Source organism: Myxococcus sp. MISCRS1 (assembly GCF_026626605.1).
Classification (GTDB): Bacteria; Myxococcota; Myxococcia; order Myxococcales; family Myxococcaceae; genus Myxococcus; species Myxococcus fulvus.
In genome coordinates this window covers 4,795,231-4,806,002 of record NZ_JAPNKB010000001.1, presented here as the reverse complement: position 1 = coordinate 4,806,002, position 10,772 = coordinate 4,795,231, and the positions used below count along the sequence as shown (strand labels likewise).

Genomic DNA, 10,772 nt, shown 5'->3' with positions numbered 1-10,772 from the left:
GCCCGTCTCAGTCCGTCACCGCCATCCGGTAGCTGAAGCCCAGGCTCACCGTGGCCGTGGAGATCCAATTGCTGGTGAACCCGTCTCCGAACTCGTCGTCATTGTCATCGGACACGCCGCGCGCGCCGCCGCCCAGGTAGCGCAGGTTGAGGAAGGCCTCCAGCTGCGGCGTCACCCGAATCCCACCGCGCACCGACGCATCCAGCAGCGCGCCCGTGGTGTCGGAGTTGTCATCCCCGTTGATGAGGGCCGTGGGCGCATAGCTCCCATCCGCCTCCAATCCCAGCCACCACCGCTCGCTCAGCGCCCACTTCCCGCGCACCTTGAGCAGCGGCACCGGCCCCACGTCGCGAGTCGCCCGCCGCAGCGTCCCATCCGCCGACGTGAAGACGAAGTTCGCGTTGCGCAGCTGCAATGAGACACCCACGGCCAGCTCGTCCTCGGAGACCCCGAGCAGGTCGAACAGGTAGCTGGCCCGATAGAAGGGGAAGCTGTAGCGCACGTTCAGCGGAGTCCCCTCGGGGAAGGTGAGCGCGTCGATGCGCACGTCGCGGCGCAGCACCACGTCCGTGTCGAACAACAGCGGCTGCACCAGGAACCCCACCGTGTGTCGTTTGCCGAGCGTCAGCTCCGCCGACAGGCGCACGAAGGTGTAGAGGTTGTCCTGTCCGCCATCCTCCGTGTAGCGGAACAGCGTCCCATCCCGCCCCTGGCGCAGGCTGTGCGAGAGCACGTCGAGGAAGCCCAGCTCTCCCACGAACCGCAAGGACGTGCGCGGCTCCGCACGCGCGGGGATGCTCCCGAGACACAGCAACACGACCAGGACGCCGACAGGACGGAGCATGGACCTTCCTTCTCGAGGAATCACGGGACGGCGAGCAGTGGACGCGAGGACGCGGGTGCCTCCAGCGGCAGGTAGAGCCGGAAGCACGTGCCGGTTCCCGGCTGCGAGTCCAGGGTGAGGTGACCCTGGTGCGACTCGATGATGCGCTTCACCACGGCGAGCCCCAGCCCCGTGCCCTTGGCCTTGGTGGTGAAGAAGGGCTCGAAGATGCGCGCGCGCACCTCGGCGGTGATTCCCGGGCCGGTGTCGCTGAACTCCACCATCACCTCGGGCGAGCCGGCCGCCCTGCGCACCGCTGCTCGCAGGCGTCCACCCTGGGGCATGGCCTGCATGGCGTTGATGGCCAGGTTGAGGAAGGCCTGTCGCATCATCCGCTCGTCCACCGTCACCGGCGGCACGTCCTCCTCCAAATCCAGCTCCACCCGCACGGCGCCAGGAGACTCCGCGAGCGCCCCGCGCACCGCGTCCTCCACCAGCGGCGCCAGGGGCACCGGATGTGGATGGGGCGCGGGCGGCCGCGCGAAGGTGAGCAGGTCCGCGACGATGCGGTTGAGCCGGTCGGCCTCCTCCGCGACGATGTCCACCAGCGGCTCGGCGGGGCTGTCCGGCCCGAGGATGCGCCGGATGGAGGCCACCGAGTTGAAGATGGCGCCCAGCGGGTTGCGCACCTCGTGGGCCACCACCGCGGACAGCTCGCCCAGGGCTGCCAATCGCTCACGGCGCACGAGCTGCTCCTGCGTCCGGGCCAGCTCCACGTAGCTGTCCTTCAGGTCCTCCACCAGCCGGGCGCCCTCGAGCGCCAGCGCGAGCTGGTTGGCGATGGCGCTCGCGCGCTCCACCTCCGCGGGCGTGAAGCGCCGGGTGCGCCGGGTCTCCGACGCGACCATCACCCCCACGGGCCGCTCGCGCACCACCAGCGGCAGTATCAGGAAGGATTGCGCGGAGGCGCTCTCGCGCAAGTCCTGGTCCACCCGGACGTCGGTGATGGCCTCCTCCACCATGAGCAGCTCGCGCGTCAGATAGGCCAGCCCCGTCGCGGAGCTGTCCGGCGCGCGCGCGGGCAGACACCGCCCGAGCAGCTCCGGGTGGCTGCCGCTCACCGCGCGTACCTCCAGCCACTCACCCGAGGGGTCCGGCATCAGCACGTATGCATCCGGTGTGTCGATGATGCGCGCCAGGCTGGTGACGCCCGTGGCGAGCAGCTTGTCGAGCTCCAGCGTGGTGGCCAGCGCGCGCGCCACCTCGTGCAGCAGCGCCATGTCCTCCGCGCGCCCGCGCAGCTCCTGCAACAGGCGATGCGTCTCGATGGCCGCGGCGAAGTGCGTGCCCATGGCCTGGAGCGTCTCCAGCTCCAGCGGCGTGAGCGTCCTCGGCTCCCGGAACAGGACGCTCAGCGTGCCCACGCCGCGCGAGCGCACGCGCAGCGCGATGATGACCACGGTGTGGAAGCCGCGCTGCTGCAAATCCTCACGCAGCCCGTCCGGGCACTCGCGTGTCTCCAGCACCCGGGGCGCGCCCTCCTGCTGCGCCTGCGTGCACAGCCCGCCCGCGAGCCACAGCCGCGCGAAGCGCTCCGTGTCCGCCTCCTCCAGGTCCATCCCGCGCGCGTACGTCACCTCCATCCCGTGGTCCTGCGGCAGCAGGATGGTCACCGCGTCACAGGCGACCAGCCCGACAATCTCCTCCGTGCCCGGGCCGAAGAACGCGCGAGGGTGGGGCGCCGACGCCGCCTCCGACGCCAGTCGGTTGAGCGCCGCCAGCGCGTTGTTCTGCGCGGACAGTCGGGAGATGGTGAGCGCCGCGTCGAGCGCCGCGGACACCTGCGCGCCGAACAGCCGCACCGGCGCGAGCTCCTCCTCGCGCAGCCAGTCCCCCGCCAGGGCCAGCATCGCCCGGGGACGTCCCTCCACGTCGATGCGCACCGCGACGGTGTGGGACGTGCTCGCCCGCGACAGGACGCCGCGAGCCTCCTCCGCCAGCGCGCCCTCCAGGAAGTGGCCGACCTCCACCGACAAGTCCTCGGAGTACGCCGAGCCCTCCTTCCATGCCCGGGCCAGCATCGTCGGCCAGCGCCCCACCACGTCCCGCACCCACCTGCCGCTCAGCTGCCGCGCGTCCGGCGGAACCAACGGGATGGGGACATAGGTCTGTCCCAGCCGGACGCCCTCGCCCTCGGGAGACAGCCACGCGAAGGCGAACCCCAGCTCCTCCAGCCCGGAGAACATCCGCCGCAGCACCTCGCCCTCGGTGCGCAGCGAGGGGAGCCCCGCGCCCAGCTCCGCCAGTCGTTGCAGCACGCCCCTGCGCTGACTGCGGGACGTGACGTCGCGGACCAGCGCCACCCAGTCCGGGCCGCTCGGGATGAGGGTCATCTCCACCTGTCGTTCTCCGGTGGCCGTGCGCAGCGCGGCCTCATAGGTGCTGGGGACCGATTCGCCGCGGAGCCTGCGGGACTGGCGCTCGGTGACCTCCATCACGCTCGACTCCGTCAGGAGGAGCGTCGCCGGGCGGCCCACCAGCGTCTCGCGCGGGTGCCCCACCAACATGCCCAGCGCGTCATTCACATACACGAAGCAGCGCTCGCGGATGACGCAAACGCCCACGGACATCTCGTCGAAGGAGCCATAGGGGGCCCCGCCCCGGAGGGATGGATTCACGGCACCCACGACTCTTCCACCGCGTGCAAGCGTCGAGAAGTGCACCCGCCCGCGCTTCGATGACCAGACCACAGACGCGGCCAACGACTCGCGGTTTCCCCTTACATCCAACGTCTGTCAGGACATATCCAGCCGCCTGGACCGTCCTTGGATGGATGCAAGGGAATGCGGGCGGGCCGTCCTCCCGCAGCCACGCCCGCAAGTCATTGACGCGAGACCCGCCCGTATTCCCAGCGGGCAGGCGCTCGCGGCGTCAGGGGCTCAGGCCGACGCCCCCGGCACCGCCTCGGCGGCGCGGTGGTGGACCTTCTCGTACAGGCCGATGAGCTCCGCCTGCCCCAGGATGTGCCCCTCCATGGCCTTGAGCAGGTCCCGGCGGGTGGGCCGCCCCAGGTTCGGCAGCACCAGGTCCAGCGCGTACAGCTTGAAGTAGTAGCGGTGCCGGCCCACGGGCGGCATGGGACCGCCGTAGGCCTGGTGGCCGAAGTCGTTCAGGCCCACGCGAATCCCCGGCGGCATCGTGTCCAACTGGGCGCCCTCGGGCAGCTCCCGGGCGCCAGGGGGGATGTTGTAGAGCACCTGGTGGCAGAAGACGCGCTGGGGCCGTTGGGGGTCCGGCGCGTCCGGGTCCTCGACGATGAGCGCCAGGCTCTTGGTCCCCGCGGGCGGGTTCTCCCAGCGCAGGGGTGGGGCGATGTCCTCTCCCTCGCCGGTGAAGGCGATGGGGATGAGGTCCCCGTCGTTGAAGCGGGGGGACGACAGCACGAGGGGCTTGGGCATGGAGTCCTCCTGAAGTGGGCCAGGAGCAAGCTGGCGATGCGCCCACCCCGGCGCGGAGGGGCGACACCCCAGCCGCTGGAGCGCCGGGCACCAGGGGGACGAAGCGGCCGGGCCCTCGGTGTACCCCGGGGAGTCCTGCCTGCCCGCGCTGGAGGTGATAGCTGCGCTTGCGGCTCCCTCAACCCCCGCTGGGGGTGGCCCCTCCAGTGAGCTTGTACCGGTTGCACCTGTCGCGCATTCGGTGTTAAGCGGCGCCCGCGTGTGAAGGGGTTGGATCGGGTGGCATGGAAATCCGAGGGTTTCCCAGGGTTTGGGGAGGCGTCCGAATGGCGGCGAAGGAACCCCGGGAGCAGTCGGATGGGAGCGAGCTGGGGACCACGGCTCGCCAGATGAGGGCGGCGCAGCCCTACATCAACGCGGTGTGGAAGCTGGTGGGCGGGGCGGTGGTGGGGGTGCTGGGAGGCTACTGGCTGGACCGGAAGCTGGGGTCGGGGCCGTGGTTGCTGGTGGGGTTGAGCTTCCTGGGTATCTGCGTGGGCTTCTACGGATTCCTCCGGGAGATGGCCCGACTGGGGAAGCGCAAGTGACGGGGCAGGACGGCGAGGAGAAGGACCCGTTCAAGTCCCACGCGGGGCTGGCGGCCGGGGTGATGGTGGTGGGCGTGGCGGTGGGTGGGCTGCTTCCGACGGTGGTGGAGGACCGGGTGTCGGCGTTGTGGGGCGTGGGGCTGGCGTCGGTGACGGGCGTGGTGGCGCTGCTGCTCAAGCGGCGGGCGATGAAGCAGGACCTCAAGGCGGCGTTGAAGGTGGTCGGGGTGGTGTTCGGCCTGAGGATGGTGGCGGTGGTGGCGGGGCTCCTGGGGATGGTGTCGCGAGGAATGCAGCCGGTGCCGTTCATCGCCGGCTTCTTCGGGGTCTACTTCGCGCTGCAATGGATTGAAGTCAGCTACGTGATGGCCGCGTCGAAAAGCGCGGCGGGCGGAGACGAGTGATGCGCAAGGCAATGGTGCTGTTCGCCAGTCTGTTCGTGGCCACCGCGTGGGCCGCCGGGTCGGAAGGCCACGGCGAGGGGCACGAGCCGAGTGTGCCGGAGTACATCCTCCACCACGTCTCGGACACGAACGACTTCGAGCTCGAGGTCCCGCTCAGCAAGCCCATCCACCTGGGCGCGATTCCGCCCATCCGCATCGGCAGCTGCGAGCCGGTGATGACGGACCACGGGCTGGTGGCCCCCTCCGGTTGGGACGGGCTCTTCAAGGGCTGCCTGGACCTGTCCATCACCAAGCACACGGTGATGATGTGGCTGGCGGCGCTGCTGCTGCTGGGCTCCATGCTGGTGTGGAGCAACCGCGACAAGACCAAGCTGGTGCCGCGCGGCGCGGGCGCCAACCTCATCGAGATGCTGGTCCTCTTCGTCCGGGACGAGATGGCCATCAAGAACATCGGCAAGGAGGACGGCCCGCGCTACGTGCCGTATCTCCTGACCGCGTTCTTCTTCATCCTCTTCATGAACCTGCTGGGCCTGGTGCCCTGGATGGCGACGGCGACGGGCAACCTGGCCGTCACGGCGGGCCTGGCCATCTGCACGTTCCTGGTGACGCAGGCGGCGGGCATCCGCGCGGCGGGCCTGGGCGGCTACCTGAAGCACCTGACGGGCGGCGTGCACTGGCTGCTCTGGCCCATCATGATTCCGGTGGAAATCCTGGGCCTGTTCACCAAGCCCTTCGCCCTCACGATGCGTCTGTTCGCCAACATGCTGGCGGGCCACATCGTCCTCTTCTTCCTCATCGGCCTCATCTTCATCCTGGGCCACCCCGCGGTCGCGGTGGTGAGCGTGCCGTTCGCCTTCGCCATCTACCTGCTGGAGCTGTTCGTGGCCTTCGTGCAGGCCTACGTGTTCACGCTGCTGTCGGCGCTGTTCATCGGCATGGCGGTGGCGACGGGCCACCACCACGACGAGCACGGCCACGCGGACGACCACGGCCACGGGCACTCGGAGCTGGGCCCCAGCCACGACCACGGCAAGGCGCACGCCTGAGACACGTTAGCGGGGCGCCGGCAGTCGGGCGCTCCGGTCGGAGACCTGGCGATTCGAAAGGTCGCCAGAGGTAGTCCTGAAGGGCATCACGACCCCCCCACAAGCGGGTCCTTCGCTACGAAAAGAGAAGCACCGCCATGACCAACCTCGCTCTTGCCTTCCTCGCCGCCGGCCTCGGTGCCGGTCTCTCCATCATCGGCGCCGCCCTCGGCATCGGTAAGCTCGCCGCCGCCGCCATGGACGCGACGGGCCGTCAGCCCGCCGCCGGTGGCGACATCCGCACCACGATGATCATCGCCGCGGCCCTCATCGAAGGCGCCACGCTGTTCGCGCTGGTCGTTTGCGTGCTTCTGGCCACCAAGGCTTAAGGCCGCTTCGCAGCAAGCCTGGAACGCGCCGGCGCTCGCGACTTCGCGGGGGCCGGTGCTTCCCGGTGGTAGAACCCTCGAGACTTTCGCCGTCTGACTGACTCCCTCACGCCGGACACGCCGCCATGTTCCTGCCCTCCGTCCTCGCCGCCAGCAACCTCGTGAGCGTCCAGCCGGGCCTCATCTTCTGGACCCTCGTCACCTTCGTCATCGTCTTCTTCGTCCTGAAGTCGAAGGCGTGGGGCCCCATCCTCCAGCTGGTCGAGGAGCGTGAGAAGCAGATCTCCGCCGCCGTGGAGAGCGCCAAGCGTGAGCGCGCCGAGGCGGAGAAGCTCTTGGCCGACCAGAAGACGGCCATCGCCGAGGCTCGCCGTCAGGCCGCCGAGGAGACGCGCCGCAACCAGCAGGAGATGGAGAAGTTCCGCGAGGAGCTGATGGCCAAGAGCCGCAAGGAGGCGGAGGAGCTGAAGCTGTCCGCGCGTCGGGAGATCGACGAGCAGAAGACCAAGGCCATCGCCGAGGTGCGCTCCATGGCCGTGGACCTGGCGATGGAAGTGGCCGGCAAGCTCATCAACGAGCGCATGGACGACAGCAAGCACCGCGCGCTGGCCGAGCAGTTCGTGCAGGGCCTCCCCCTGAGCGGCACCGGCAACGCCGGCGTTCGCCGGTCGGCCTAGTTCGGGGAAGCGCGCCCACAGGCGCGCTTGTTCCAGGGAAACACCATGGCGCTATCCATCGGCATCGTCGGGCTGCCCAACGTGGGCAAGTCCACCCTGTTCAACGCGTTGTCGGCCGCGGGCGCGCAGGCGGCCAACTACCCGTTCTGCACCATCGAGCCCAACGTGGGCGTGGTGCCGGTGCCGGATGAGCGCCTGGACAAGCTTTCCGAACTCATCAAGCCGCTGAAGAAGATCCCCACGTCGCTGGAGTTCGTGGACATCGCGGGCCTGGTGCGCGGCGCCTCCAAGGGCGAGGGCCTGGGCAACCAGTTCCTGGGCAATATCCGGCAGGTGGACGCGGTGCTGCACGTGCTGCGCTGCTTCGAGGACGACAACGTCACCCACGTCGAGGGCGGGGTGAATCCGGTGAGGGACCGGGACGTGGTCGACACGGAGCTGTGCCTGAAGGACCTGGAGACGGTGGACAAGCGCCGCGAGCGCACCCAGAAGAACACGAAGATGGGTGGCAAGGCGGGCGAGGAGGCCAAGGCAGAGATGGCGCTCCTGGACCGCGTGAAGGCGGGCCTGGACAACGGCGTCACGGTTCGCGCGCAGAAGCTGACGGAGGAGGAGAAGGCGGTCATCCACGACCTGTTCCTCCTGACGGACAAGCCGGTGCTGTACGTGGCGAACATCGGGGAAGGGGAGATTGGGAAGGAGGACGCCAACAAGCACGTCGCGGCGGTGAAGGAGATGGCCGCGAAGGAGGGCTTCGAGGTGGTGGTGTTGGCGGCGGCGCTGGAGTCGGAGATTCAGCAGCTGCCCGAGGCCGAGCGTCCGGGCTTCCTGGAGAGCGCGGGGCTGAAGGAGCCGGGTCTGCACAAGGTGGTGCGGGCGGGCTACAAGCTGCTCGGCCTGTGGACGTACTTCACGGTGGGCGAGCAGGAGTGCCGCGCGTGGACCATCCACCAGGGCTTCAAGGCGCCGCAGGCGGCGGGCGTCATCCACTCGGACTTCGAGCGCGGCTTCATCAAGGCCGAGGTGATGCGCTGGGAGGACCTGGTGAAGCTGGGCAGTGAGTCCGCGGTGAAGGAGAAGGGGCTCTTGCGGATGGAAGGCAAGGAGTACCTGGTGCAGGACGGCGACTGCATGCACTTCCGCTTCAACGTGTGACGGTGGCGGCCCTTGGGGGCCGCGAGCCTTGGAGTACCGCGCGGGCGCGTTCTGGAGGGCCTTGGGGCCGTCTGGGAGCGCCCGCGAGGCGTTTGTGGGGTCAGAGGGTGATGCGGGGGCCGCGCACGGCGGTGAAGACCCAGAGGCCCAGGCCGACGAGGGCGATGAGGGTGGTGAAGATGGCGGCGCGCCGGGCCTGTGGGGCGGTGTCCGTCTGGCGGGAGGCGTAGAGCCACATGCCGCCCACGCGGAGGACGAAGAAGAGGGTGATGAGGATGCCGCCGACCACGGGCCAGCCCGAGGGGCGGGACAGGAGCACGCCCCAGGAGGCGAGGAAGGCGATGTTGCCCAAGAGGGCGGCGACGGCGAAGCGCGGGTAGGTGCGTCGAGGGTCCACGGGGACAGTGTCTACCGTGGAGGCCTTCCGGCCAACCCGGGAGTGTGTGGGGTGGTCGGAAGGTGACAGCCCTTATTCGTAGAGGTGGCTGAACCGGTCGCAGCCCTCCTGAAGTTGCTTTCTATCGGGTTTCAAGTCCGCCGAATACAGAAGGAACCCTCCAGCGCAATCCAGACGCATGAATGAGTGCCCTTGGAAGTGACACGGCTTCCCTTCCTTGGCGCCACCGCAAGCCTTCCCGATGGCGCGACGCAGGTGAGAGTCAGACGATTGGAGGGATGATGAGTCCATCTCCCGTAGCCACACACTCGTGATGCGCTTCATGTCGCCTTCGACGATGGCTCCGAGTCGATACGAATTTGATGTGAATATGCGTGCAGACGACCACGTACTCTCCTCCTCGGAATGGGAGTAGTGCAGCCAGCCTACGGCTTCCACACTTTCGACGGAGTGCCCTGGTATTGGCAGACAAAGACCCAGGATTGCGAGTCCGGCACAAATCGATGCCATGACTGTTGCTCCAATCAATCACTACAGGGGAATGGGCTTCGCCAGCCCATATGGCAGATGCCACCAAGGAAGCGCTTCCGGACGGCGCAGGTCAATGGTCAAGAAGCAGCCGCAGTTCCGCAAGAAGGCGCTGGAGGACTGTATTCGCCGTCCTTCCTGTGAACGTGCCCAACGGCAAATCCCTCTCGAGCATCAGGATTTCTTGGTCAGAGGGGTCGTGTGCGGGTCTCCCCTCTTGCTGCGGGAAGGTTGACTGGATTCGATAGTGCTCGATTCGCCAAAGGCGGCTGAAGTATTTGCGTGCGCTCGGCAGCGCTCGACAGATTTCAATCCTGAGCCTGAGTTCCTTTCCTCCGACCACCATGGGTTCCAGATCGAGGGTACGAACCACTTCACTGCCAACCACGACCCTGGATGTTCGACTGGGAGCGCGCTTGGCGCTTCGAGTGCGTGCAGTGGAAACCTTCTTCTGGGGTGGCATGGATGAGTTGTCCATACGGGAGATGGGTGATGGTCGGGCTTCCCGTCGGCGGTCTACCTCGACGGTGAGCATTGCCTTCAGGTTTTGGCGGGTGAGGGCGTTAGCTGTCTCTAGTGCGCTTCGCGCTCGAACGAGCATGTGCTCTGCCTCGGAGACATCCATGGGCGAGCATGAGGATGCCCACTTCCAGTATTCCGCTGCCGCGAACGTGAAGCGGCTCACTCCCAAGGGATGCTCCAGGAAGGCGCGGAGAGTCTCGCGGACGATGCGGCGGTTCTTCTTCCAGTGGGTCGCGCAGAAGAAGGCCTCCTCAGCCAGTGCCCGTCGCAGCGGTACCTCTGGCACAAGTCCCCAATGACGTCTTTCCATGCGACGAAGTCCCTGACGGTAGTGACTCCAATGCAGCTTCGCGAGCGCGCCGTTCTCTTCCATGGCGACCCTGAAGGCTCGCCAGTTTTCGTCATGAAGCATCGGGTCTGCGGGACCCTCATCCAGGTTCTTGTCCATCGCGGTCCACTCCCTCTACTTTATTCCCTGGTCTGCACGGGCCCGATTGCTCAGTGACCCCTGAATCCTTGGGCATACAGGACCAGAAACGATGCGACGCCGAACAGTCCGTAGAGGGACATGAGGACCGTGTCGACGCGTGTGTGCACCGCAGGGTGCTCGGTGCGGAGGAGATACGCTCTCCTGAGTACGTATGCGAGTGTCGCTGCCGCGAACACCGTCCAGGGAATCCAGAACTCCGTGGCATGGCGAAACGTCGGGCCGCGAGCCACAAGCGCAGAAACGATGACAATCCCCATCATCGTGAACGTGGACTTGAACCATTCGCTAACGGCTGCGAATGAAGCCTTGGTCATTGT

General features: G+C 67.8%; 11 protein-coding genes. 6 read left to right on the top strand and 5 right to left on the bottom strand.

Annotation, left to right across the window (positions count from 1 at the left end):
* Nucleotides 1-7: 7 nt before the first annotated feature.
* From OWM54_RS18810 to OWM54_RS18800, 3 genes are all read right to left on the bottom strand, one after another.
* The gene (locus OWM54_RS18810) at nt 8-844 is read right to left on the bottom strand and encodes a hypothetical protein (RefSeq protein WP_223749730.1); all 837 of its coding nucleotides are present in this window, start codon (nt 842-844) and stop codon (nt 8-10) included.
* Nucleotides 845-864: 20 nt separating this feature from the next.
* Nucleotides 865-3,501, bottom strand: a complete 2,637-nt coding sequence (locus OWM54_RS18805) for an ATP-binding protein (RefSeq protein ID WP_324289132.1) — start codon at nt 3,499-3,501, stop codon at nt 865-867.
* A 261-nt stretch (nt 3,502-3,762) separates the two neighbouring features.
* The gene (locus OWM54_RS18800; RefSeq protein WP_223749731.1) at nt 3,763-4,281 is read right to left on the bottom strand and encodes a YbhB/YbcL family Raf kinase inhibitor-like protein; all 519 of its coding nucleotides are present in this window, start codon (nt 4,279-4,281) and stop codon (nt 3,763-3,765) included.
* Between the two features lie 326 nt (nt 4,282-4,607).
* Here OWM54_RS18800 and OWM54_RS18795 point away from each other — a divergent pair, with 326 nt between their 5' ends.
* The 6 genes from OWM54_RS18795 (at nt 4,608) to ychF (ending at nt 8,518) form a co-directional block, all read left to right on the top strand.
* Nucleotides 4,608-4,868 carry an AtpZ/AtpI family protein gene (locus OWM54_RS18795; RefSeq protein ID WP_223749732.1) on the top strand — a complete coding sequence of 87 codons (261 nt, stop codon included), beginning with the start codon at nt 4,608-4,610 and terminating at the stop codon, nt 4,866-4,868.
* A complete protein-coding gene (locus OWM54_RS18790; protein ID WP_046710601.1) occupies nt 4,865-5,272 on the top strand; it encodes a hypothetical protein in 408 nt (135 codons plus the stop codon). The genes OWM54_RS18795 and OWM54_RS18790 overlap by 4 nt, the downstream gene beginning before the upstream one ends.
* A complete protein-coding gene (gene atpB, locus OWM54_RS18785; RefSeq protein WP_141324689.1) occupies nt 5,272-6,318 on the top strand; it encodes a F0F1 ATP synthase subunit A in 1,047 nt (348 codons plus the stop codon). The genes OWM54_RS18790 and atpB overlap by 1 nt, the downstream gene beginning before the upstream one ends.
* A gap of 137 nt (nt 6,319-6,455) precedes the next feature.
* Nucleotides 6,456-6,686, top strand: coding sequence for an ATP synthase F0 subunit C (locus OWM54_RS18780; protein ID WP_141324688.1), 231 nt, complete (start codon nt 6,456-6,458; stop codon nt 6,684-6,686).
* Nucleotides 6,687-6,811: 125 nt separating this feature from the next.
* The gene (gene atpF / locus OWM54_RS18775) at nt 6,812-7,363 is read left to right on the top strand and encodes a F0F1 ATP synthase subunit B (RefSeq protein WP_046710604.1); all 552 of its coding nucleotides are present in this window, start codon (nt 6,812-6,814) and stop codon (nt 7,361-7,363) included.
* Nucleotides 7,364-7,408: 45 nt separating this feature from the next.
* Nucleotides 7,409-8,518: a redox-regulated ATPase YchF gene (ychF, locus tag OWM54_RS18770; RefSeq protein ID WP_267698380.1), complete on the top strand. Its 1,110-nt coding sequence runs from the start codon at nt 7,409-7,411 to the stop codon at nt 8,516-8,518.
* A gap of 100 nt (nt 8,519-8,618) precedes the next feature.
* On the opposite strand, the gene OWM54_RS18765 is transcribed toward ychF, so the two are convergent.
* Both OWM54_RS18765 and OWM54_RS18760 read right to left on the bottom strand, forming a co-directional pair.
* Nucleotides 8,619-8,915, bottom strand: a complete 297-nt coding sequence (locus tag OWM54_RS18765; protein WP_046710605.1) for a hypothetical protein — start codon at nt 8,913-8,915, stop codon at nt 8,619-8,621.
* A 601-nt stretch (nt 8,916-9,516) separates the two neighbouring features.
* The gene (locus OWM54_RS18760) at nt 9,517-10,413 is read right to left on the bottom strand and encodes a hypothetical protein (RefSeq protein ID WP_267698379.1); all 897 of its coding nucleotides are present in this window, start codon (nt 10,411-10,413) and stop codon (nt 9,517-9,519) included.
* Nucleotides 10,414-10,772: the final 359 nt, after the last annotated feature.